The sequence below is a fragment of the Legionella sp. JM-2024 genome (assembly GCF_055389095.1).
Window position 1 is genome coordinate 358,839 of the sequence record NZ_AP039388.1, and the last position, 23,708, is coordinate 382,546.

Below are 23,708 nucleotides of genomic sequence, written 5' to 3' on the forward strand. Positions count from 1 at the left end.
AGTTAGTATGGATAAAAAATACAATTACTACAGTCTTGAAAAAGAAAAAAAAACATTCTGGAAGTATGTATTAGATATTCTGAAAGCTCCTTTTAAACTGCCTGGCTGGATTGTTTCTTTTTTCCTTGCGCGAAATATTACTCATGTGGCATTGAATCCAAGCAATATCCCTCAACAGCGTTTAGTACATCTTACTAAAACAAGCGATGACTCAGAAGATGATATTGTTGTTATTAACTTTAAAAAAAGGCCTTCTTATAAGTGGTTTAATGACGCTTTAATTAAAATAGCGAATACAATAGCAGCTCTTCCATTTATAACTCCAAAATTACGCACCAGACTTCATCATAACGATGAGAGCGATATAAGCAAGGTTAATCGCTTATTTGCGGAAATCGACGCGCTCATTAAAGGCACATCAAAACAAAAATACTGTGAAGGTAGAATATTCGATTGGTCGCAAATTCATCTAAAGGGTTTAGAGTTTCTTGATCCCATAATGAGGGGATATGTTTATGAACAGCTGCACGAAAAATATGGTGCCGTTTCCTATGAAACAAAACGAAAACCCAACATTGAGTTTTTCACATTAAAAACTCCTGATGGATCGGAATTGGATTCTGCTCAGGTCATAGGTGAAGATGAAGAAACAAAACCTATGAATGAGCGCAAATTTATTATCACTTGTATTGCACGAGATCAAAATTTCATCAATTGGATAAAGGACTTAAACTATACCGCAAAAAATTTGGGTGCTACTGCAATAGGTTTTAATTACAGAGGTGTTGATTACAGTCGAGGCCTTGTATGGACAAATAGTAATCTGATTGCTGATGTCCTTGCCCAGGTTGAACGTTTAATAAATCTAGGAGCTGACCCTCAGAATATTTGTCTTGATGGAATGTGTCTAGGCGGGGCCATAGCAACAATTGCCGCAGCAAAGCTTCATGATAAAGGGATGAAAGTAAAGTTGAATAATGAACGTTCATTTACTTCCATTCCACGCTTAGTATTTGGTTTTATTGCTCCTGAGCTACAAAAAGCCAACTGGTGGAGCCCTTTGACCTACGGTCGCTTTATGCTGGCAGGTATCGTTTATATTGTATTCACGCCTTTGATTTGGCTGGCAGGCTGGCATGTTGATGCAGAGAAAGCATGGAACAGGATTCCTGCCCAAGATAAAATATATTCTGTTGTACGTGATAGAGAGAATAAGGTCTACGATGGAATTGTTAATGATCAGTTCAGTTCCATTGCGGCATTAGTTGACTCTCAAATCGAAGCCATTTTGTACAAGCTTTCTACTGACCAGCCACTAACTGGAGAAGAAAAACAAATTCTTTTTGGAGAGCAGTTTTCCCACTATTTCAAACCGAGTGAGGGTATTCTCAAAAATCCAAAATACAAGGGCCCACATTTCATTTCTCGTCGGGATTTGGTGGCAGAACTTGGTCATTGTGAAGAATACACCAACCACGATTATTTTCTTGATAGATTAAGAGAAAAATTTGTCTTGGTACACAATGCACAGGCCGGTGCTTCGGTTGATAGAGAAATAAATTCTATGCATTCTAATTCGGAACAATCCAAAACTAAGGAGCGCCCTTTAATTATTGGGAGTAGTGAGGGAATTGGTAATATCTCGGCCACGTATGGGATAATTAATGCCCTTAAGAATCAAAATAGGGATGTTATAATTACCCCACATCATGCAAAGCAATACAAAAATAAACCCTTTTCAATTAAAGGGATGCTACTTCGCATAGGTATATGGTTTACCGCTGTTCCTTTGTTTCAGGACATTATGACGGGTGTCATGAGATTAATAGGATACCCGATGTTACCCAGTTTCCAAGTCTTTTGGGAACAAATGTCAAAAATTCAGGAAAAGGAAATCAAAAAAGAAAATGGAATTGAAACAGGTAGAACGCGTCCGTATGTTGATATGCTTTTGGATATATATCCAGAAGGATACGAGTATGTTGCATTCAACAATGCAACATACTTAACAGCTAATGTTGAAGATATTCAAACCATGATAAGCTTCAAAGGGTATGTTGAAGAGAGTAATAGGAATATAGCATATAAACATATATTGCAACGCCTCATCGATGCTGCTAAACGAAATACTCCGTATACAAAACTTATTTCAACACAAGCTCTTTCTTTGGGTGCTATCTGCGATGCAGTTAAATGCTACAATACAGTATTCTTGCCTGTATTTAATGTTGAAAGAGGTACGAGTTATAAACCAATTACCATAGATCAATACATAACCGATTTACCTTCCCTTGGTTGTTCTCTCTTTATGAATCATTTGGATGAACTCACAGCGGAACAAAAACAATTCATGGAAGTTTATGCCGTAAATATCAGTGGACCTTTTAAAGAAGCTCACTTTGGTAAAGAACAAGGTTTCAAAGCTGTTCATAATATTGATCCACATAATAACCCAATGATTAGTGAGTGGTTTCAAGACCCCATTTTGGTCAATTACATAGATAAAACCAAATCATTGGATTTCCATTTCAAAGAGTATAAAAAAGAAAAAAAGGGTGTATTTCCAGGATTAGCCAGCAAAGATAAAATTACAATCAAAGCTTATGAGAGAGTTGCATCCATCATGTTAGAGTCTCTAGCAGAGAATGTAACAATTGATTATGTAAAGCATTTGTTGAACAAAGGTTATGATCGTATTTTTGTTTCCACTGCAATTAATAATTCTATTTCCAAACGAATTGACAAGATTATTAACACATATCCCATTCGTATGCGCGATAAATTACGAAATAAAATTATTCTTCTTGATAATCAATCAGATATTGAAATGGCGCCACTTATGGCGAGGAGTGATTGTGTTCTTATTCGTGGAGATGGTTTGAGTGTGATGAAGCAAATGGCCATGCCTATTATGGAGGATAAAATTGTATTATTACATTATGAAGATAATAAAGATGGCCCATTAACTTCTGGTCTCAGTTGGGAAGATGGTAATGCCGATAAGTTGATTGAGTATTTATCTCAAAATGGAGCCTATGCTAAAAAAACATCTCCCAGCCTCTGTTTACGCCATTTAAATGATGCAGGAAAGATCTTCGATAATAAATATAATACTCAATCGAAACCTTCAGAAAACAAGAAAAAAACAGGTTTAACTATTGTTCCTCCAAAGAAGCATTCTCCAAGAAAGGAGTGTAATGCCAAAACGGAATGTATTGGCAAAGAGGAAATATTGTCCGAGCAACACAGATTTTTTAATACTAAGCTTAAAGAAAGAAGAGAGTCATTGTTATCCAGCACAGTGAATACTCACTGCAATGAGCAGAATAATCGAAGCTTAATCAGTGTCAGCGCAGGTTGAAGTACTTATATATAAATTAGTCCAATTTAATTTTTTGCCTACTTATTGACCTCACTGTGATTTTCAGTATAATAATTTTACTTTTTGAAGAATAAAAGTCATTTATTGTCATTAATTGTATTATTTGAATAATAGAGAAATAAATATGCCAAAAATTTTAGATAGTAATGCATACCAAGAGATGGAAAACGAACTCAATAATCTTTTCGATCAAATTTATAAACATAGTAAAAAAGACCGAACTGAAATCACATCACAAGTTCAGCAATTTTTAGATAATTTAAGCGAATCCATTATGGATCAATCTCGCTTATTATTTACAAATATCCCCAAGGAAGAAATTATTTATTATAAACCAGATGGGTCGCGTGAGAAATTTCAAAATATTGATGAGATGATTAATTATTTTGATAATCTGTCATACCTGATTAGTTTTTCTGTCGCGCAGCAAGAAGATCCTACTCGGCGGGTTTTTTATTATGATATGTATATTCAATTAATGAATTTTTGCTATCTTAAAGGTGATTTATCTAGTGCTTATGCAATTTATTGCGGGCTAACTAATGAGGTTCTTGAGAAATCCATTGATAGGAAGAAATTGAGTATCGAAAGCCGCCAGATTTTAGATGGTTTTAATAAGTTGTTCTGGCCAAGTAAAATGCATAATACACAAATTAATTTCAAGAAAACATTCAACATTCCTTTTATTCCTTTGCTGCCATCAATCCTAAACACCCGAGAAACTGCTAAAGAATACTATAATCGCTGGGTGGATGTTTATGAAAGAATTCAGGCTGGGTTATGTAAGTTGGATATAGAAAATAATCAGTTTCTTAATCGATTACAAAATGATTATTCAACCTGGTCTAAAGATTATTATGACTATATGAGTAATGTTTATCTCCCACAAAGTATATTTGAGTATACCAAACTTCTACAGGAATATGAGGAACTTATATCAGATCATGGCGGCCCCATTGCCAAGCAGTTTCATAATGATGAAAACTCAAAACATCTAGTAAGCCTTGTTGAGTCCACCTTAGTAGAAAATCAATCTGTTCTTAAACCGTCCCCTTTTCAGAATGAAAGAATTGTTGAAATGCTCTCAGAGATTAATGGAGTAAGAAAGAGTATGAGTCCTGACTACTTTGATGCAATCTCCTATAACTTGATAATAATGAACTGTGCTTCGGTAAAAGCAGAACCGATTGATGAGTATACCTCCAAAATTTTTGCAAATCTTGATACTCCACACATGGAAGAGATTGTGGATGAAAATCCGCAACCAGTACTTATAGAAGAACTGCAAAAGGATGATGTGTACCAACTTCATCATAATGGTATGAAATTGATGCGTGAGCTTACACAGGCTATAGAAGATCGTAAGCCAAAAGTTGTTTATCATATCCCCGCAGGTCCTGTAAATTGCGGATTTTTTAGCAGAGCCAAAAGGGGGGAGGAGAAGGTGAATTTGGAAACAATGGAGATAGAGATTACGGATGTTGATGTCATAGACTATGATGAGAAAGATTTACGCGATCAAACCGTTATGGTTCTGGCTTAATTACACATCCCATCGTAAATATAGTGGTAGTCGGGTCTTGACCCGACTATCTATCAAGACTTACGAAGAACTCCAATCTCTTCATTATTAAAAATTTTTAATTCAGTCATTTAGTTTGTCTAAACTCCCTCATTAAAATTTTTTTACCTTGACCTTGGAATTTTTCGTAAGTCCCATCTATTTTACATTTCAGTTTATATAGAAGGTTAGTTCGGATGTCGGATTACCTGATCTGAAAGTGACTTAAAAAAGCAAGTTATGCTTTAGAATTGTTCATTTCCTTCCTCTTCAGAAGTTTCCCTACCTCTTCGGAGGAGAGTGGTTTGCTCATTAAGAAGCCTTGAATGTCATGACATTGCCTTTTCTTGAGAAATTTGAATTGGTTTTCTGTTTCTACTCCTTCTGCAATGATATTAAAGTTCATGCTTTGAGCGATTGCTATAATGGCATCAATGATGGCTTCGTCTCCAGGTGATTTTGAAATATTCTGAATGAAAGACTGGTCTATTTTTAGACTATCGACAGCCACTTGTTTTAATAGATTCAAACTGGAATTTCCTGTACCAAAATCATCCAGGATAATATGTACACCCATGGATTTAAGCTTTTTAATAGTTTTTTGTATTTCTCTATCAATAATTACATTTTCAGTAATTTCCATTTCCAAACACTGGGGTTCCAGGGAGTATTCTTGTAAAATACTTTGTACTGTTGTGGGGAAATTGCGTTGTCTTAGTTGTTTACTTGTCACATTACATGCGACGCGAATTTCAGGTAGCCCCATTTTGCGCCATTCCCTAATTTGTCGACAAGTTTCTCGCAACACCCATTCCCCAATAGGTATAATAAGTCCAGAACTCTCAGCGGCTGGAATAAAATCCAAAGGTAAGATAATTCCCTTTACAGGGTGATTCCACCTAATTAATGCCTCCATAGAACGAACCTGATGGGTATTGATCTCAAACTGGGGTTGGTAAAGGAGAAAAAATTCATGGTTGGCCATTGCTTTTTGCAGGTCCAATTCCAGTTGAAATTGCAGATTTGTTTGTTTATTAAGTTTATCTGTATAAAATGAGAATTGGTTGCCGCCAAGGAATTTTGCATGGTACATAGCCATATCCGCATTACTTAGTAAGGTGTTGACCGTTTTACCATCTGTTGGATAGACACTAATACCGATGCTGACATAAATATTGATGTTTTTATCTGCGATATGAAATGGTTTTAAAAAGGATTTAAAGATCTTTTGAGCCACACCAACAATTTGGTTTTCAGAATTAAAGGATTGGAAAATCATTACAAATTCATCTCCGCCCAGCCTGGACAGAGTATCTTCTTTGCGAACCAAAGATCTTAATCGTTCAGCAACTGCACAAAGTAACTGATCACCCGCTTCATGACTTAAGCTGTCATTGATCATTTTAAACCGATCCAAATCAAAAAATAATACGGCAAATTTCTTTTTATAACGTACGTAACTACTCATGGCATGTTCAATGCGGTCAATTAATAATAATCGATTTGGTAGTTTGGTTAATGCATCATGAGTTGCCTGATATTCCAGTTTTTCCTTTAATTTCGTTTGTTCAGTGATGTCTCTAAAGCTCCATACACGACCTACTGTTTGAGAGCCGACACGATGAGGTTTGGAGCAGCACTCGACAACGTTGCCGTTTTTAAAATGATAAGTCTGAATACTGGAGTCATCGATATGGATAGAAAATTCTTTAACATGTAGCGCATGCTGTTCTGAATTTAAAAGCAGCGTTGACATGTTTTCAATTAATTTAGACTCATTCATTTTTTTCAGGCTGGATTCAGATATATTCCATAATTTGAGGAATTGCATGTTGTAATCAACAATTTTTCCCTGTAAATCAACAACCAAAATACCATCAGTAGAGGATTCAATGGTTGCCCGTAATAACGAGAACGATTGTTGCAAAGATTCGGTTCGTTCATCCACTAATTGATTTAAAAATTCGGTGTGCTTTTGAGTTTCCTTTGCCAGTACCCATTTTTGAGTTAAAGCGCTGGCTAATTGTCGTACAGCAATCACATCAAATGGTTTTTTTAACACTAATAAATTATCACTTAAGCCTAAGGCATTGACTGTTCCTTCCCAGGAGTAATCGGAATAGGCACTGCAAATAACAATTTGTATTTGTGGGTCAATAGCCCAAATTCGTTTAATGGTTTCAATACCATCGATGCCAGGAGGCATCCTTATATCAACAAAAGCAAGGGGGTATGGTCTGCCTTCTTCTAATGAACGTTTTACTTTCTCTATCCCTTCTATACCTTGACTAGCCATCTCGATTTCAAATTCGGGTAAGGACAATCCAAGTTGTTCCGTGTCATCATCAAATAACTCCGCATCAAATTTATTTAATAATGTAGAGTTTTTACTAACATTCAATATTTTCATAAAATCTCGATGAATTGCAGGATTGTCATCGATTACAAGAATGCGAAAGGATGAAGTATTCATTTTCTACCTCGTGCCTACATTTTTCTGATTGATGGGTAGATCTAGTACAAATTGAGCTCCTTTTCCGGCACCGTTACTTTCAGCATTTAGTGTACCACCCAGATCTCGTGCATAAATTGCAGAACAATGAAGCCCAAAGCCATGACCAGTTTTTTTAGTTGTAAAGCCAAAAGAGAAAATTCTATCTAAATTGTTTCTTTGAATGCCAATCCCATTATCTAATACTTTAATATTAATATGGTTTTCATTTGTTCTGTTGACTGAAATAGCTATTTCTTTGGAATTATTAAACTCATGTAGTAAAACAGAGTCTTTAGCATTAGTAAGTAAATTGGTTAAGATTTGAAATAGCTTGGATTTATCTGTGACAAAATCATTAATTTCCGGGGCAATCTCAATTTGAACATCAATTTGATGCTTTTCCAGTATGACTGATTTGACAGCGTTATTAATCAAATCAGGTATTGAAATTTTTTCTGTTAAATTGGATATCCCGCTGAGCGATTGCTGCATTGAGATAATTTCCTTGATGTTATTAATGTTGTTTTCAAGGGTATTGGCTTCTTTCATATTTTCTTCATACTCTTCCTGAAGAGATTTTGACAAAGCGTCTAAATAAGGAAGGATTAGTTTACCTTTGGGATCATTCAATAAATATTCACTTAAGCGATTAATGTTTTCGTCAAACATTGTTTTGATAGCCGATAGTTTTTTATAGTGAATCTTGGAGATGTTTTTCTTTAGAATAATGGCAGAGACGTTTACACTATTCAATATATTGCCCACGTTATGAAGGATCGATGTGGCTACTTCGGACATACCTGCAAGACGAGCTGTTGATACCAGTTTATTATTGAGTTCATGAATTTGCTCTTCGATTATTTTTCTTTTGGTGATATCCATTAAAACCCCGGATATTTGATTTTTCTCAGGAATTGCTTTTCCTATGGTTCTGTACCATTTGTAGTTATTGTCTTTGCTTTGCACTCTCAACTCATAATCATAATCAATTTTTTCTCTGAGAGCTTTTTCGACCACGATTTTTAACCCCGGTCGATCATTTGGATGTACAAGTTCTAAAAATTCAGTATAGTTAAGGGCTGTATTACTTGGAGGTATCCCCAGAATTTTAAAAAGTCCTTTTGACCACATGGCTGTATTTGTGTCAGCATCATAATGCCAGTAACCCATTTGCGCTATGTCTTGAGCATATTCGAGTTTGGAATTGGTTTCTCTCATTTCTTTTGAGGAAATATCGATAGAACGTTCTAATAAATATCTGTCTTGATCGTTTTCGTAGTAAGTTTTATTTATGTGTGAAATAAATTCCATCCATTTTTCCAAATCATGAGGTACCTCATCAGGTTTAATACCAAATTTGCTCAGCTGACGCTGTAACAGACGGTGCATTTCCATATTTTTATGAGGTCCTTTTGTGGTTTTATCAATTTTCAAATAAAGTAGTAATGGTCATTGTTTGGTTATGTAATTCACAGTCTCCAACAGCTAGTGGTGACAATTCACCATAAGAGTAAAAGCCAACCTGAGTCGAACCCTTTGGCATGGATTCCAAAGTTGTTTCTGTTTCTTCTTCAGTGCGTTCACCTAATAGTAGCCTTCTTCCTACGCAACTAATATCGATTGCCAAAACAGGTTGCTTGTTTAAAGTATTATCATCAAAAAGTAGATTATTAGCAGCCTCTCCTGCTTCATTCGCACTGACAATCAGCCGGTCGAAATTAGCCCGCATTAATTGAGCATAGTATCCCTGAGGCAAGTCACCAGCAAAAGTTAGCGATTGAGATTTTTCATCGATACCTAAGATAGTGCGCACAATATGCTGAGAATCTGGATCAGCAGGATTACGAATGGCGAGTGGATAAAGTAAGCCGGTAGCTGGTAATTCAGAAGCTCTGTCACCGAGATAAGTTTTATAGAGTTTCAAGGCAGGTTGATTGTCTAGTTCATAGAGAACATTTCCCTTGGAACGGGTAATTATTCTTTCCGGACCAAAAATATCCCAACCTCCTCGCGATCCATGCCCTACATGGATTTGATCACCATAAAATCCTATTGCCCCAATGCAGTGGTCGATTATTTTTCCATCGTAAATAACCCAGGTGTTTTTAAAATCAGCACCATCTCCTGCCAGGCCGCCAGTAATAGTAACTTCCTTTGCGGAATGCTTGTTTAATCCTTTAATTAATTCAGATCCATTAACATTTAACCCATCCGATAAAACGAATATACTTTTGGGATTCTGATTTTGGTGTAATGATTTAGCCAATTGAGCACCTGCTTCAGAAGATTCTTCAGAGCTTTTGACTTCTGCTTTGGCCAACTGAAGCTTTGTGGACTCAAATTGAACCACAGCGACGGAAATACTATTATCAAAAATATTAGGTCCAAAAATTTCTCCTGCCGTTGAGCAGCCGATGATTTTTGATTTTTTATAAGCTTGAGCAAGTTCCAGAATTGGTTTTGTGTTAGTTCTAAAAGTTGGACTAGCAAAAACTAAAATTAAGGTATTTTCAGAATCGAGATCAGGGAATTTATGAATATCCCATCCTTGGTTTTGGATATATTGAAATGATTGAATTTTCATTATGTTAATGTGGTTATGATTGAACTTATGATTAATTATAGTATATGTTCAAAAATATGAATGGATTAGAATTTGTCTATCTCCATGACTGTATAATAAATAAGCAAATTAGGGAGTGATCTACCTATTGCCTTTTGACTTGGGAAGTTTTTGTAATAAGGAGGTACTTAGTATAGGTCACCAACCGCCACCACCGCCGCCACCGCCACCACCGCCGCTTGAGCCTCCTCCGCCAAACCCCGAGCTGGATCCTGGGGCTGTGCTGGATGAGACAATAGCACTGTTTAATGAGCTTCCAATGGAATTTGTAAATGAGTTGGTGGACAACGAGGAATAGTTGTTTCCAATATACCAAGTGGGTTGGTAATTGGTTTGTAATAAAATCTTTTCAAATTGGGCAGACCAGGCTTGCTCTAATCCAAGGGCAAAGGCATAGGGTAGATACTGTTCGAACAATTGTGGTGTTTTTTCAGGAGGGTTTCGGAAGTTCAAACGGTCTTGTTCAGTTGCTTTTAGAAACATCTCAAAGCCTTTCGTTTGGCTAATAATCTGAGTTCCCAAAGGAGTTGGTTTTTTCAGCAAATAAATAAAAACAAGGTTTGTTGTCAGGAATAACCCTACTGTCAAGTAGGTAAGCCATTCACTGGTAAATAGTGTGTCATGTGAAAAAGGCGAAAACGAAATGAATATAAAAATAATGAAGCTAATGACAGCAATAATGATGCCCAGTGACAGACTTTCAAAGCGGAAACTTGAGAATTGTTGAATAAGTGATATTACAATAACAAAGACAATAATGCCTACGAAAGTCATTGGTATAAATAAATCAATTTTTTCAAGGGCAAGTGGTAGTAAGCTAATAATTGAAACCAGGATACTAAAGCAGATTATAGGAGTATTGAGGATAAAATATTTTTTATGAAATTCTTTTGCCAAAGCCCTTTTAAATTGGCGGATGGCTTCTGAAATCTTCTCATGATTGTCTGGAACAAGAACGACTTTTGGTGAGTATTGGAACAGGGCATTACTAATGGCTTGTTCGGGAGGAGTTAATAGTGAGTCATCTGAGCTAACTTTCCTTAAGATATACTCTGTTCTTGTTTTTTCTTCTATGGTCAGAAATTTTTTAACAGCCATATTGATAATAGCAGAGGTAAACATTTTATTGTCATACCCCATTTTTTTTATATAACGAAGCGCTTGGGGTGAAAATCCTTTCGGTGGTTCAAAAAGCGGAATAATGGTTTGCGGTTTGGGATCACGCCCCAGGTAAAACCAGGAAAGAAAATAGAATAAAATTAGAAATACATACCCGCCAAGAGCAAAGACTAAAGAAAAATTATCCGAAACAAAAGAGCTGATTTCCTGGTTCAGATCAGGCTGATTTATAATACCTTTTGGCCATCCTACTACTATCGTTAAACCTTGATATGGAGACAAAGGTGTATTTGTTGATATTGTTACTTCATTGGTGGCTGGATAATTGATGTTAAAGTCTTTCTCTCGAGCTCCAGTAATGCCCGTATAAGCGGTCGCCCTAATGACTTGAGCTTGTTGAGGTAATTCGACCTGAGCAGAGGCTTTTAATATGGGAAAAATCCAGGCATTACCTGTTACATTCCAATACAACTCATCATGATTTTCAAAAAAACCCAAGGCTCGGTTTATTGAGTAGCTTATTTGGTAAGTGTAAGTTCCCTGGGGTAATAAAAGATTGGGGTTGCCAATATAAATGCGAACCCCATTACTCATTTTTTTAATATGGAATGGTTCAGGAAGACCGTCTCGGCTTACTTTGATTAATTTGAACCCTATATCAAAATGATAACCTTGTTTAGTTTCATAGCGAGTTGGCAAGTCTCGATAAATACCATGTTTCACCTGTTGATTGTCAGTAGTGATATTAATGGTTTCTGTAACAAGGAGAGTCGCATTGGTATGGATATTAATGTGTGTATCGTAGTAATTTATAGTGGTCGATTGCCCATTTGTTATGCCACTCAGCATCAAAAAAAATACAATAAACAATGCCTTTTTCATGGGCTTGTCCTAATTATTTTTGTTTTTCTTTAGTAAAATCGACACGAGGTAACTCGCGTTCTGTTTCATTATCGACCGCAAAATAATCAAATGGTCCAAAGCGGAATAAATTGGCAATGATCATTTGCGGGAAGCTTTCAATGGTGGTGTTGTAGTCACGAGCTGTGCCGTTGTAATAGCGTCTTGCCAATTGAATTTGATCTTCAATGTTACTTAATTCTTGCTGCAACTGAATGAAATTTTCATTGGCTTTGAGATTAGGGTAATTTTCGGCAATGGCAATTAACTTGGCCAAACCTAAAGACAGAGCCGACTCAAGCTGCGCTTTATCATGAATATCATTAGTTTGTTCTGTTTTTGTTCTTAATTCAGTGACTTCACGAAATACATTGGATTCATGACTTGCATAAGCTTTTACGGTATCAACCAGGTTGGGTATTAAATTATAGCGGCGTTTCAATTGCACATCTATCCCACTCCAACCTTCTTTAACCTGATTTTTCTGTTGAACAAGGGTGTTATAGATATAAATTGCCCAAAGTAAAGCGGCGAGACAGAGTACTAATAAAATGATCATATTGACACTCTTCTATTGGTCATAACTAAAACTATAGAACTCGGTGTTTAATTGTGCAATTTTCCAGTGTTTTTCGCCAAATGTCTATTTTTCTCCGCTTACCAAATAGATAGTAAAATCAAATTGATATTCGCCATGGTACTTTGTTTGACATTCGTTATCGTAATGACGAACCATGGCTTCGTTAATTTTCTTTATCTCCTCATTTGGCAATTGCCCTTGGTAAAATGCAATCCCATTCACAAATTTTCTGAAAACCTCAAGAGAGGGGAGAGTTATGGATTGTTGACATAGCTGAACCTTAAGATCCTTACAGGTTAATGATTCCAGTTTTTTTTCCAGATTATCCAAGAGAGAATAATCTACTGGAGGGTTAAAATCATGCAAAGAAGCAAATTGTCCTGATTTTCTTAAAGCATAATAACTCATGATAAAGGGATCATCTCCAGCTGGAAAAAGGGTAAAGAATTTTCCTCCAGGTTTTACTGCATTAATGATATTTGCAAAAGCTTTTTTGATGTCGGCACATGCCCACTGTAAACACCAAAAGGAAACAACATAATCGAATGATGAGTCGAATTCCATGGAGAGTACGTCTGCTTTTTTGACTGAGAAATGGTGGTATTCCTTACTCACCTCTTTAGCTAAAGTTAACATATTCTCTGAAGCGTCTATCCCTAATACAGAGCCATAAGGTACTTTCGTAAGAATTTTTTTTGTAAAAGACCCATTACCACAGCCTATATCCAATATACTGTCGGTAGGGGTCAATTCCAGATCTGGTAAATATTGTTCAGCAACAGTCGCTTGAATATAGGATCCAATGGCATAATCATTTGCCGGCCATTCTCGTTCTGACATGATTCTTCCTTTACTTTGAGATAGTTATTGAGTAGCTATTGGATATACTCCACGGAGTCTGGCGGTGATTTTTTAATTAATGTCTAAATCAACGATTATCCACAACTTCTAATAAAATAGATCATAAATTTATTAATGAATAGTTTTTTGTTGAGCTGAGAAACTTAAATCAAGTATAGTGAGCGTTGTAAAAAATCCGGATGTTTTTACTTAAAATACAAAAAAGGAGTGTAAGGTATGTTTAATCAGGATAAACAGAAAATTGTTTGCGTGCTTTATGATGATCCCGAAACAGGTTTCCCCCCTCCATATGCTCGTGAATCGATTCCTGAATTGAAGCAATATCCTGATGGACAACGTTTACCTACGCCTGACTCGATTGATTTTACTCCAGGTGAGTTGTTAGGCTCTGTTAGTGGTGGCCTAGGGTTAAGGAAGTTTCTTGAAAAAAAAGGGCATCAATTTGTAGTAACCAGTGATAAAGACGGTCCAAATTCGATTTTTGCAAGGGAATTAAAGGATGCGAATATAGTGATTTCCCAACCTTTTTGGCCAGCTTACTTGACCCGCGATCGTATAGAAAGCGCACCTAAACTTAAACTTGCTATTACAGCAGGAATTGGGTCAGATCACGTCGATTTGCAAGCAGCGATGGAGCATAACCTCACTGTGTGCGAGGTGACTTATTGTAACAGTATCAGCGTTGCTGAGCATACCGTGATGATGATTTTAGGTTTGGTACGGGATTTTATTCCTCAATACAATACAGTAGTCAATGGCGGATGGAACATCGCTGATTGTGTTAAACGTTCTTATGATTTAGAAGGCATGCAAGTAGGATGTGTTGCTGCGGGTCGTATTGGGTTGGCAGTATTAAGACGTTTAAAACCATTTGATGTGAAATTACATTATACAGACAGGCATAGATTACCAGTACAACTGGAAAAAGAATTGAATTTGACTTACCACACTTCCGTCGAATCTATGGTGAAAGTATGTGATGTTGTATCAATTCATTGTCCATTGCATCCAGAAACCGAATACCTTTTTAATGACAGTTTAATAAAACAAATGAAACGTGGCTCTTACTTAATTAATACAGCCAGAGGAAAAATCTGTGACCAGCATGCCGTAGCTAATTCTCTGCAATCAGGACATTTGGCCGGTTATGCCGGGGATGTTTGGTTTCCACAACCACCCTCTAAAAACCATCTATGGCGTACGATGCCTCATCATGCCATGACACCACATACTTCTGGAACAACTTTGTCTGCTCAAGCGCGATACGCAGCCGGAGTCAAGGAAATATTAGAGTGTTGGTTAGGGAATAAGCCAATTAGAGAAGAATATCTAATAGTACAAAATGGCCATTTAGCTGGGGTAGGCTCACACTCTTATAGTGAAGGTAATAGTACGGAAGGGGCTGAGCAACAATTAGAATTGGCATAATTCACTATTCTGAGCTTTGGGCCTGGATTTTGTGTTAAATCCGGGTCTTAAGCAATGAATGAGGAACATTTGGAAATTGCAGGCACTTGCTTTGTGTGAGCATCGGAATTGGAGTCGGTCACTTCCATGCGTTCAGAAAAGAAATTGGGACGCAGACATTAATTGATTTTACAAAACTGGTCGAGATTGCTAATAGTTACTGACATTTGTTCTAATAGCGGTTATTGAAAAATTTCCAGTAATTTGACATCCTCCATGTTTCTTCGTTTCTCATCATTTAATTAGGGATACTTATTTTACAGACTAGGGTTATTTTTATTTATAGACGCCATTTTTAGGGTAAGTTACATATGAATTTTTTAGATAACAAAATTGTATTAATAACTGGTGCTTCTAGTGGTATTGGGCAGGCTTGCGCACGGTTGTTGGCCGCACAAGGTTCTCGACTTATCTTGGCGGCACGCCGAATTGAACGTCTGAATGAATTATCCAAAGAGTTAAAGCATCATCATAATAGAGACCATTATGTTCTTTCGCTTGACGTTAGCAATAAAGACTTGGTTAAGCAACAAATTGATTCTTTACCCAGTCAATGGAATTCAGTAGATGTATTAATTAATAATGCCGGTTTGGCTTTGGATACCCTACCATTGCAGCAAGGGGTATTAGATCATTGGGACACCATGATAGACACTAATATAAAAGGGTTGCTGTATATTAGCCGTTTAATCATTCCAGGCATGTTGGAACGGAACTGTGGGCACGTTGTCAATATCGGTTCCATAGCAGGCCATGAGTGTTATCCAAACGGGAATGTTTATTCAGCAACGAAACATGCCGTTCATGCGATCTCGAAATCCATGCGATTGGATATGTTAGGAACCCCAGTCCGGGTCACGGAAATTGCACCCGGAGCTGTTGAAACAGAGTTCAGTGAGGTTCGATGGAAGGATAAACAACGGGCAAAAGATTTTTATAATGATTTTCAACCTCTCATGGCTGAAGATGTAGCAGATGCCGTATTATATTGCGTCACCAGACCGCAGCATGTCGATATTGAACAAATGATAATAATGCCGACTGTGCAGGCTTCTGCAAATCATTTGTCAAGAAAGGGTAGATCATTAAGCTAATAATTGTACAAAAATTTGCCAATACCGGGTCTATTAGTCTATTATTTTACATATAGGTGATGACTTATCCTGGCTGAACCAGTAAGTAGTATCAGATTAGGGGGTCGTTTTGGAGAGTGGTGTGTAAGCCTGCAATGAGTAGGAAACCTGAAACTCTACATAAATCTCCACAGTATATTTCAGTTGCGGCTCAGGAACCGGGAAGTCGTTACCTGTACTGATTAGTTTTATGTTCTTTATTGCATCGCATGAATTTCCTATTCACACACTATTTAACGTGAGTTCGATATAAAAGACATGGAAATGGCTTTTATATCGCTAAACGAACGTTATTTTTGTTATATAAAAACACCAATTTGAGCAAATTAAAATCCTATCTTATAATTAAATAACAATGATATTGCCAGGAAGCGATTATGAAGAAGTACATTGTTGCAGTTGTTGTTAGTGCACCATTAATTCTGCTAACTGGATGTGCAGTTGATGGGGTAGCTATCGATGATGTTTCTTATGATTCAGGTTATAGCAACGACTATGTTTATTCTGTCGGGTATTATAGTAATCGTCCTTATTGGGGTAACAACTACTATTCTTCACCTTCTTTTATAGGACCTTATGGGTATTGGGGTGGTGATTACGATAATTACTAGGTTCCGGCGTCATTAGACCCTAAAAGTAGTCCGCTCTCTCAGGTTGCGCTAAAACTGATGGTAATGAATCCTGAATACCAAAGTTATCTATCAGTCCTGAGCTTTTATAATTTCTAGATAGGATGGTCGCCTCCAGAGCGAGCAGCAGTTTATTGGAGGCCTATTAATTTTAATGTTGAAATTACTCTTTCGCTCGAGAAACGTATTCGCCTTTTCGAGTATCCACCTTAATGAGTTCACCTGTTTGGACAAACAAAGGCACTCGAACTACTGCACCTGTTTCTAAGGTAGCTGGTTTCCCACCACCGCCAGATGTATCTCCTTTTAATCCAGGATCTGTTTCTGTAATTTCCAAAATAACGAAGGTTGGTGGTGTTACTTGTATCGGTTCATTATTCCATAAGGTGACTACACAAATATCCTGCTCTTTTAACCATTGTTTCGCATCAGACAACACGCTTTCATTTACTGCATATTGTTCAAAAGTATCAGGAACCATAAAATGCCAATGTTCACCGTCATTATATAGATATTGCATCTCCACATCAGCAACATCAGCAGAAGGTAAAGTGTCTCCGGATTTAAACGTACGTTCTACAACACGTCCTGTTTTTAGGTTACGAATTTTTATACGGGTGAACGCCTGGCCTTTTCCCGGTTTTACAAATTCACAGTCAAGAATGCTGCACGGAGCATCATCAACCATTACTTTTAAGCCGTTTTTAAATTCATTGGTGCTATAGATTGCCATTTGTGCTCCATAGTTGAGATTTTTCTGTATTTTCGTTAAAGTTTGCACAGTTTATCAAGTCTGTAACTTTAATGCGAGATACCTCTTTGAGTTGGCAAAAAATTTTAGCACAAGGGTTTACTTCAACAACTGATTTATTAAATTTTTTGGAATTACCAAGGCCAAAGGGAAATTTATTGGCTGAAAAGCAATTTCCAAGTCGAATTCCTTTAGGGTTTGCCAAGCGAATGCAAAAGGGAAACCCTCAAGATCCTTTGTTGTTGCAGGTTCTTGCAAAAGAAGAAGAACTTTTTGAAACAGAAGGTTATGTCATCGATCCGCTAAGTGAAAATACTACTCCTCTGAATGGATTATTGCATAAATACCATGGACGGGTCTTGTTAACTCTAACTGGTGTTTGCGCAGTTAATTGTCGTTATTGCTTTAGAAGGCATTTTCCTTATCAGGCTAATAATCCTGGTCGGCGAGGATGGAAAGATGTTTGTGCTTATATCGCTAAAGACTCCAGTATTAGTGAAGTTATTTTGAGTGGTGGTGATCCGTTACTCGCTTCCGATTTGGTTTTAACAGAATTGATCCAACATTTGGAAGAAATTCCCCACGTACATACCTTACGAATTCATACACGAATTCCTATAGTACTACCTGAACGTATTGATCAGAGATTACTTAATTTATTAGCAAGTACACGTTTTAAAAAAGTTATTGTTGTACATTGTAATCATCCTCAAGAGTTAGACACAAGTGTATTCCAGGCATGCTCTGATTTAAAGAAAACAGGCTGTTATTTACTGAATCAAACCGTCCTATTGGCTGGAGTGAATGATGATGCGATTACTCTATCCATGTTAAGCCAAGCTCTTTTTAATTATGGGATAATGCCTTATTACTTACATCTCCTTGATAAAGTTAAGGGGGCAGCGCATTTCGATATCCCTTTTATGAAGGCACAAGCAATTTACCATCAATTACAGTCTCTTTTACCAGGATATTTATTACCGCGTTTGGTGAGGGAAGAACCCGGAAGACACAGTAAAACCCTACTGATTTAAATAACTCATGTTATGCAACTTCGTCTTTCTTGCAACTTTGAGTATATTTTGGAATTTCAAATGCTCATTTACTCAATTGTAAACTGCGCTTTTCTGCTAAAAAATACTGAAATAATTGTTTTTTCTAGTGGCTCAAATCGATTTATCCTCTTCTTCATAAAGCGCAATTAGTTTTTCCTGAGCGCAACTATCTCCTTGAATGATATGTTTATAGGTCCCATCACTTTGCATTTCCCAGGTATTGCTATTGTCTTTAAGATAATTCTTGATGATTTCGTTTTTTATTCTTTTTTGGCATTCTTCATCATAAATTGGGAACATAATTTCGATGCGATTGTATAAATTTCTTTCCATTAAGTCGGCGCTAGAGCAAAAGTAATGTTCCTCTTCATTAATGCGAAAATAATATACTCTATGATGTTCGAGAAATCGGCCAATAAAGGACAATACTCTAATGTTCTCAGACACACCTGGTAATCCTGGTTTTAAGCAACATACTCCACGTACGAGAAGATTAATTTTAACTCCAGCTTGTGATGCCTTATATAACGCTTGAATAGTTACCTTATCTGTTAATCCATTGACTTTAAACATGATTTCAGTATCGGTCCCTTCTGCAGCCGCTGTACTGCATTGTTCAATAAATTGCAAAAGAGTTTTTTGTAAAGTGAATGGTGAGTGACTCAAAGCTTTTAGTTTGACCACTTTCCCAAGACCGGTTAGTTGTTGAAAAATAAGCTGGGCATCAGAGGTAATAGTAGGCTCACTGGTTAATAACCCTAAGTCAGTGTATCGTTTGGCTGTCTGCTCATGATAGTTACCTGTGCTTAAGTGCACATACCGTTTTAATTTGCCATGCGTTCTTCTCACTACCAGAGTCATCTTGGCATGTGTTTTATAACCTACTACTCCATAAAGCACCAGGATACCCGCGGCATGGAGCTTATTAGCTAATTTCAGGTTGGATTCTTCATCGAAACGAGCCCTTAGCTCAATGACAGCGGTTACTTCTTTCCCTGAGTGAGCTGCATTAACTAGTGCATCTACCATAACGGATTCCGAGTGAGTTCTATACAGAGTTTGATTAATAGCCAGTACATTAGGATCAGTGGCTGCCTGTCTAACAAAATCAATGACTAAATCAAAGGCTTGATAGGGGTGATGTAACAATATGTCTTGTTCATCTAGAATATTAAACAAATTACGTTGTGATTTTGAAAATTTGGGGTATTGTGGGGTAAAAGGAGGATAGTTCAGATCGGGTCTATCAATACTGTTAATTGCACTCATATATCTTTGCAAATTAACCGGCCCATCACAATAATAAGTGTCTTCGTGTCGTAAGTGATATTTTTGGAGGAGAAAATCGACAATTTTTTCAGGACATTTGTTTTCAATTTCCAGCCTCACTACATGACCATAGTGACGGGAAAATATTTCTCTTTGTACTGCTTTTGCTAAATCGTCAATTTCTTCTTCTCTTAAAAATAAATCACTATTTCGTGTCAGTCGAAATGAATAACAGCCGCTGATTTCCATGCCTGGGAATAAACTATTGACATGGGTTTTAATAATGGAAGATAAATAGACAAAATAATGAGCATCTCCACATAATTCAGAAGGCAGATGTATCATACGTGGAATGGAACGGGGTGCGTGTACAACGGCGTAATTGATATTACGGTCAAAAGCATCTTTTCCACTCAGTGAAATAATAAAGTTTAAACTTTTATTGATAAGCCGTGGGAGCGGATGAGCCAAATCCAACGCTATTGGGCTTATTACAGGTAAAATTTCATGTTTAAAATAATGCTTTGCCCATAAATGGATGTCATCAGTCCATTGATGAGTATCGAGAAAATGAATGTTTTCTTTACGCAATGCAGGAAGTAATTGCTTATTAAAGATGCTGTAAAGTTGATCTATTAAAGCGTGAGCTCTGTGACTTATTTGACTGAATGCCTCATCAGGCCTGAGGCCATCTATCGTTAGTTTGCCAGAAGACATGGCAATTTTTTCTTTAAGTCCAGCGACTCGTATTTCAAAAAACTCATCAAGATTGCTGCTGCAAATGCTAAGAAATCGCATTCTTTCCAATAGGGGTACGCGCTCATCATTCGCAAGCATAAGAACCCGCTGATTAAATGCAATGGTAGAAAATTCTCTATTGATATAATAATCTGGGTTATCCAGGTTAGTATCCATGAGGAACTCCATGTAACGTAATAATTTCAGAGTAGTGCCGAACCCAGTGAAAAGCAATTACAAAAAACATGAACAAAGTTACTCTATCGAATTTTCAACACTGAAATATCGATTATGTTTGTCACGGCTTTTTCTCTGTTAGCGAAACAGAACCTAATATTACTGTTTGTTTGAGTATATTGTCATATCAATTTAATCATTTTTTAGATTAAAATTTTAGTCGTATTCTAATTTCTTTGGCCAGGCTATGTATCATGTAATGCCCTCACATCTGGAGGAATTTTTTGCCAGGGATAACTTTTTACTGCTTTGGAATAACCAATTTGATATAACTGATTCATCCTTTGAGTGTCAAACAACTCTTCCGAGTTCGAATCAAATTCATTGGGAACATTGGCTAAATTAAAATCGACTCTATTTAAAAGGGCACAAAGATATACAAAAATAACATCTGCGGCACCTTGGGATGCAGTCACACTTTCTATAGCACGTTTTCCAATGGGTAGTAATTTAGGTTTGATCACTTTGTAATGGAATTGATTCTGGTTATTGCGGATCACATAAATTTTAACATTTGGCTTTTGTTTAAGTTTGAAATGTTTTTTCGCAGTTTTGAGATCTGAACCAAGACGACTTAAAAAAACAGCAAATGTTGTACCTCCATCAACGTGCATTTCAGTATAAGGTTTCCCATTGGCAACCACATCGAAATAAACAGGTGGCATTACAACTGGAATACTGGCGGAAGCAAGTAGAATTTTTCTGAATAGTTGAACTCTTTCATGGTTTTGGCTTGCAGCAATCTTTGTCATATCCCAAACTACCAGCTTTCGCGAATAAAGATTGGATGTGCCGACATAAAGACGTCGTCCTTGATGATACCCTTTGGCAATGTCATCAAGCAATTTTTCATCCACATGACGGGCAATCAGTTGCTGTAACGGTTTGGTTCCCTTTAGAGCGCTTCCTCCTGTTGCCAATGTCCATAATACTGGTTTATCACTGAGCACATCTTTCGTTGTAATAGTGGTATACACTTCCTTTAATGTGGCATCATATTTGGGACCTGCAAAAGCTAATGGTGCTATCAATGCACCGGTGCTTATTCCTGTTACGGTTGTAAATGTTGGTCGAGAGCCTGATTTAGTCCATCCATTTAACAGACCAGCACCAAAAGCACCATAATCACCTCCGCCTGAAATAATCAGCAAGCTAAAAAAACCTTTTTGATTGAACATAGTATTAGGATAAGCTTTCGCTAATTGTTTAACCCGTTCAAGAGATTGTTTTTGGATTATTGGGTTATCGCGGGTGGTAAATTCAGTTCGCACATCATTAAAGCCTGGCACTGCTGCTTTATCTGCCAACTGAGATGGAAGCGGATTATTTTTTACTGTATTGCAAGCAGCCACTAAAAAAAGCATAAATACAACAATAAAAATCCTTTTCATAGTTTTCCTTTTCCAGGTTAATTTGTTCTTCTGCTATTAATACGATTTAATCCCTTGCTTATTAGGATTTTCCAGCCAAATAATCCACCACAAATTCGGTAGAGAGCAAAGTCAAGCCATTGTTCCAACGTCAAATATTTGTTCATCAATTTGAATGGGCTATTCAATTTTATTCAATAAATTTATTAAAAGCGATAACTGATTCAATGTTAGATTAACGCACCAGAAAAAAGCATATTGCTATAAATCCTAAAAAACCATAAAAAGGAGATAGATTCCAAAGAGCTAGGGCAAGGAAGAATAAGATGGAGCAAATAACGATAGGAATGGAATAGTAGACATCGACAACACCTTGAACAACGGAAAATGTAGCTGCTGCTAATAATGCCAAAGCGCCATATTGGACTGAGATCATGATCTTACGTGTTATTGGACCATTGTGCGAAGTCAGCCACTGATATCCTAACAGGGCCATGATTAATCCTGGTAAATTGAGGCATATAATGGCAAGGGTTAACCCTGATATTCCTGCAGTCTTGTAACCTATTAGCGCTGCTAATTTTATTCCCGTTAATCCCGGGAATAAAAAACTTGAGCCTAGCATACCTACAAATTCTTCTTTTCCAATCCAGTGCCTGTAAGTGACTGCTTCATATTCCAATAATTTTAACATGGAATTGCCACCACCTAAGGATATCAATCCAATTTTTCCGAAGCTATAAATGATTTCGATGAGGGTTTTTATCATAGTTTTAAAATTCTTTTTAAAAAAGTAACGTATTCAATGGAAGCCTGGTTTCCAAACAAAAGTTCACTAATGGCTTCTACCAAATTCAGCGATCTCCCCTCAACACAAGCGCTAAAATATACTTTATTATTCACTTCGAGACGGGCAAGTTCAAGTTTGACCGTAGGTGTCGTTGGAAATTTGAAGACAAAGGCTTCTTTTTTAACAAAAACTACAATTCCCTTTTTTTTCACTTTTTTGAACAGATCTTGCAAATTCATAGGGGCAATACTGTCTTGAGATGAGAGGCATTGTGTATCCTCAAGGTTTATTTTTGGCCCAAAACCAAATGCCGATCCAGATTGTTTAGTGACGGGTTTATACAGTAACTCATTACGCCTTCGTTTTATGTTATGGTCCGAATCAGGTAGTAAGTAGTAATAATCTTCTTTATGTTTTTGTTGATAGTTAGCGAGGTTAAGTAATGAATTATCAATGCTATTAAGACTGATAATTTGATCATCAGACCAAAAATAACGTTTTTCCCATTTTAGTTTGTCTTGGACGTAATTACCAAGAGTAGTTAATGAGATTGTCTGTCCAGAGGAAAATTCAAAATTCCAAACCAATCGTTGCATTATATATATTCGTTTTTATTTTTGCTTACGCTAGATGATTTGACTCATTTTAGCAAGTTTAACCTGGAAGTTTCTTAGAATTTTTAAAGGATTATCGCTCGCAAAATAAAGTACAAAGAGTATATACTGATATTCTGTTTTCCCATTTGAAGA

Annotated in this window: 17 protein-coding genes; 6 read left to right on the forward strand and 11 right to left on the reverse strand. The window is 36.8% G+C overall.

Annotated elements, in window-relative coordinates; all coding sequences use genetic code 11:
- Positions 1–7 precede the first annotated feature (7 nt).
- Positions 8–3,361, forward strand: a complete 3,354-nt coding sequence (locus ACZ5EK_RS01495; RefSeq protein ID WP_464431038.1) for a Dot/Icm T4SS effector SdbA — start codon at positions 8–10, stop codon at positions 3,359–3,361.
- Positions 3,362–3,506: 145 nt separating this feature from the next.
- Positions 3,507–4,925 carry a RasGEF domain-containing protein gene (locus ACZ5EK_RS01500; RefSeq protein ID WP_464431039.1) on the forward strand — a complete coding sequence of 473 codons (1,419 nt, stop codon included), beginning with the start codon at positions 3,507–3,509 and terminating at the stop codon, positions 4,923–4,925.
- Between the two features lie 256 nt (positions 4,926–5,181).
- Here the strand turns inward: ACZ5EK_RS01500 and ACZ5EK_RS01505 are convergent, their stop codons facing one another.
- From ACZ5EK_RS01505 to ACZ5EK_RS01530, 6 genes are all read right to left on the reverse strand, one after another.
- Positions 5,182–7,416, reverse strand: coding sequence for a GGDEF/EAL-containing response regulator (locus ACZ5EK_RS01505; RefSeq protein ID WP_464431040.1), 2,235 nt, complete (start codon positions 7,414–7,416; stop codon positions 5,182–5,184).
- 3 nt (positions 7,417–7,419) lie between these two features.
- Positions 7,420–8,832 carry an ATP-binding protein gene (locus tag ACZ5EK_RS01510; protein WP_464431042.1) on the reverse strand — a complete coding sequence of 471 codons (1,413 nt, stop codon included), beginning with the start codon at positions 8,830–8,832 and terminating at the stop codon, positions 7,420–7,422.
- A 28-nt stretch (positions 8,833–8,860) separates the two neighbouring features.
- On the reverse strand, positions 8,861–10,021 hold the full coding sequence (locus ACZ5EK_RS01515) for an FIST signal transduction protein (RefSeq protein WP_464431043.1): 1,161 nt from the start codon (positions 10,019–10,021) through the stop codon (positions 8,861–8,863).
- 177 nt (positions 10,022–10,198) lie between these two features.
- The gene (locus ACZ5EK_RS01520; protein WP_464431044.1) at positions 10,199–12,061 is read right to left on the reverse strand and encodes a DUF2207 domain-containing protein; all 1,863 of its coding nucleotides are present in this window, start codon (positions 12,059–12,061) and stop codon (positions 10,199–10,201) included.
- A 13-nt stretch (positions 12,062–12,074) separates the two neighbouring features.
- A complete protein-coding gene (locus tag ACZ5EK_RS01525) occupies positions 12,075–12,638 on the reverse strand; it encodes a LemA family protein (RefSeq protein WP_464431045.1) in 564 nt (187 codons plus the stop codon).
- Positions 12,639–12,722: 84 nt separating this feature from the next.
- A complete protein-coding gene (locus tag ACZ5EK_RS01530) occupies positions 12,723–13,499 on the reverse strand; it encodes a methyltransferase domain-containing protein (RefSeq protein WP_464431046.1) in 777 nt (258 codons plus the stop codon).
- A 237-nt stretch (positions 13,500–13,736) separates the two neighbouring features.
- Here ACZ5EK_RS01530 and ACZ5EK_RS01535 point away from each other — a divergent pair, with 237 nt between their 5' ends.
- From ACZ5EK_RS01535 to ACZ5EK_RS01545, 3 genes are all read left to right on the forward strand, one after another.
- Positions 13,737–14,948 (forward strand): NAD-dependent formate dehydrogenase, encoded by a 1,212-nt coding sequence (locus ACZ5EK_RS01535; RefSeq protein WP_464431048.1) that lies wholly within the window; start codon positions 13,737–13,739, stop codon positions 14,946–14,948.
- 350 nt (positions 14,949–15,298) lie between these two features.
- Positions 15,299–16,081 (forward strand): SDR family NAD(P)-dependent oxidoreductase, encoded by a 783-nt coding sequence (locus ACZ5EK_RS01540; protein ID WP_464431049.1) that lies wholly within the window; start codon positions 15,299–15,301, stop codon positions 16,079–16,081.
- A gap of 416 nt (positions 16,082–16,497) precedes the next feature.
- Positions 16,498–16,731: a hypothetical protein gene (locus tag ACZ5EK_RS01545; RefSeq protein WP_464426196.1), complete on the forward strand. Its 234-nt coding sequence runs from the start codon at positions 16,498–16,500 to the stop codon at positions 16,729–16,731.
- A gap of 181 nt (positions 16,732–16,912) precedes the next feature.
- Here the strand turns inward: ACZ5EK_RS01545 and efp are convergent, their stop codons facing one another.
- On the reverse strand, positions 16,913–17,482 hold the full coding sequence (gene efp, locus ACZ5EK_RS01550) for an elongation factor P (protein WP_464426197.1): 570 nt from the start codon (positions 17,480–17,482) through the stop codon (positions 16,913–16,915).
- 71 nt (positions 17,483–17,553) lie between these two features.
- Here efp and epmB point away from each other — a divergent pair, with 71 nt between their 5' ends.
- Positions 17,554–18,534, forward strand: a complete 981-nt coding sequence (gene epmB, locus ACZ5EK_RS01555) for an EF-P beta-lysylation protein EpmB (RefSeq protein ID WP_464431051.1) — start codon at positions 17,554–17,556, stop codon at positions 18,532–18,534.
- Positions 18,535–18,666: 132 nt separating this feature from the next.
- Here the strand turns inward: epmB and ppk1 are convergent, their stop codons facing one another.
- The 4 genes from ppk1 to ACZ5EK_RS01575 all read right to left on the reverse strand — a co-directional run bounded on the left by ppk1 (position 18,667) and on the right by ACZ5EK_RS01575 (position 23,555).
- Positions 18,667–20,739 (reverse strand): polyphosphate kinase 1, encoded by a 2,073-nt coding sequence (gene ppk1 / locus ACZ5EK_RS01560; protein WP_464431053.1) that lies wholly within the window; start codon positions 20,737–20,739, stop codon positions 18,667–18,669.
- A 245-nt stretch (positions 20,740–20,984) separates the two neighbouring features.
- A complete protein-coding gene (locus tag ACZ5EK_RS01565) occupies positions 20,985–22,190 on the reverse strand; it encodes a patatin-like phospholipase family protein (protein WP_464431055.1) in 1,206 nt (401 codons plus the stop codon).
- A 214-nt stretch (positions 22,191–22,404) separates the two neighbouring features.
- Positions 22,405–22,938 (reverse strand): chromate transporter, encoded by a 534-nt coding sequence (locus tag ACZ5EK_RS01570; protein WP_464431056.1) that lies wholly within the window; start codon positions 22,936–22,938, stop codon positions 22,405–22,407.
- Entirely contained in the window at positions 22,935–23,555 is a 621-nt protein-coding gene (locus tag ACZ5EK_RS01575) for a hypothetical protein (protein WP_464431058.1), read from the reverse strand. Before ACZ5EK_RS01575 ends, ACZ5EK_RS01570 begins: the two co-directional genes overlap by 4 nt.
- Between the last annotated feature and the right edge of the window lie 153 nt (positions 23,556–23,708).

What these genes read in the sequence shown, in the direction of transcription:
- ACZ5EK_RS01495 (WP_464431038.1), top strand. Translation starts at nt 8, where the DNA reads ATGGATAAAAAATACAATTACTACAGTCTTGAAAAAGAAAAAAAAACA.
- ACZ5EK_RS01500 (WP_464431039.1), top strand. Translation starts at nt 3,507, where the DNA reads ATGCCAAAAATTTTAGATAGTAATGCATACCAAGAGATGGAAAACGAA.
- ACZ5EK_RS01505 (WP_464431040.1), bottom strand. Translation starts at nt 7,416, where the DNA reads ATGAATACTTCATCCTTTCGCATTCTTGTAATCGATGACAATCCTGCA.
- ACZ5EK_RS01510 (WP_464431042.1), bottom strand. Translation starts at nt 8,832, where the DNA reads ATGGAAATGCACCGTCTGTTACAGCGTCAGCTGAGCAAATTTGGTATT.
- ACZ5EK_RS01515 (WP_464431043.1), bottom strand. Translation starts at nt 10,021, where the DNA reads ATGAAAATTCAATCATTTCAATATATCCAAAACCAAGGATGGGATATT.
- ACZ5EK_RS01520 (WP_464431044.1), bottom strand. Translation starts at nt 12,061, where the DNA reads ATGAAAAAGGCATTGTTTATTGTATTTTTTTTGATGCTGAGTGGCATA.
- ACZ5EK_RS01525 (WP_464431045.1), bottom strand. Translation starts at nt 12,638, where the DNA reads ATGATCATTTTATTAGTACTCTGTCTCGCCGCTTTACTTTGGGCAATT.
- ACZ5EK_RS01530 (WP_464431046.1), bottom strand. Translation starts at nt 13,499, where the DNA reads ATGTCAGAACGAGAATGGCCGGCAAATGATTATGCCATTGGATCCTAT.
- ACZ5EK_RS01535 (WP_464431048.1), top strand. Translation starts at nt 13,737, where the DNA reads ATGTTTAATCAGGATAAACAGAAAATTGTTTGCGTGCTTTATGATGAT.
- ACZ5EK_RS01540 (WP_464431049.1), top strand. Translation starts at nt 15,299, where the DNA reads ATGAATTTTTTAGATAACAAAATTGTATTAATAACTGGTGCTTCTAGT.
- ACZ5EK_RS01545 (WP_464426196.1), top strand. Translation starts at nt 16,498, where the DNA reads ATGAAGAAGTACATTGTTGCAGTTGTTGTTAGTGCACCATTAATTCTG.
- efp (WP_464426197.1), bottom strand. Translation starts at nt 17,482, where the DNA reads ATGGCAATCTATAGCACCAATGAATTTAAAAACGGCTTAAAAGTAATG.
- epmB (WP_464431051.1), top strand. Translation starts at nt 17,554, where the DNA reads ATGCGAGATACCTCTTTGAGTTGGCAAAAAATTTTAGCACAAGGGTTT.
- ppk1 (WP_464431053.1), bottom strand. Translation starts at nt 20,739, where the DNA reads ATGGATACTAACCTGGATAACCCAGATTATTATATCAATAGAGAATTT.
- ACZ5EK_RS01565 (WP_464431055.1), bottom strand. Translation starts at nt 22,190, where the DNA reads ATGAAAAGGATTTTTATTGTTGTATTTATGCTTTTTTTAGTGGCTGCT.
- ACZ5EK_RS01570 (WP_464431056.1), bottom strand. Translation starts at nt 22,938, where the DNA reads ATGATAAAAACCCTCATCGAAATCATTTATAGCTTCGGAAAAATTGGA.
- ACZ5EK_RS01575 (WP_464431058.1), bottom strand. Translation starts at nt 23,555, where the DNA reads ATGCAACGATTGGTTTGGAATTTTGAATTTTCCTCTGGACAGACAATC.